This window comes from Staphylococcus pasteuri (genome assembly GCF_030547725.1).
In the GTDB taxonomy this organism is placed as follows: domain Bacteria; phylum Bacillota; class Bacilli; order Staphylococcales; family Staphylococcaceae; genus Staphylococcus; species Staphylococcus pasteuri.
The window spans coordinates 1-260 of the sequence record NZ_JAUOQO010000497.1 but is presented as its reverse complement, the minus strand read 5'-3'; the positions used below and the strand labels follow the sequence as shown (position 1 = coordinate 260).

The window sequence follows — 260 nt, the reverse complement described above, 5'->3', positions numbered from 1 at the left end:
GGGTAGAGGAGGATACTATCAGCGGTTTAAGTAAGGCGGTGATGCCTAGTACCAGAGTAATGTTGGTGATATTAGAGCCAATTACGTTGCCCACGGCGGTATTCATTTTGTCTTCTAGGGCGGCAGTGGCTGACACCATAACCTCTGGTGCAGAAGAACCTAAAGCCACAATAGTTAAGCCGATGATCATTGGTGGTAAACCAAAATTATTAGCAATGGCGGCTGCACCATAAACACAGCGGTCGGCACTCCACACCAAC

General features: G+C 48.1%; 1 protein-coding gene. It reads right to left on the bottom strand.

The window, feature by feature from the left end; all coding sequences use genetic code 11:
* Positions 1–260 (bottom strand): calcium:cation antiporter family protein (locus tag Q4528_RS14480; protein ID WP_512700998.1); only part of this gene is annotated, 260 nt, incomplete at both ends.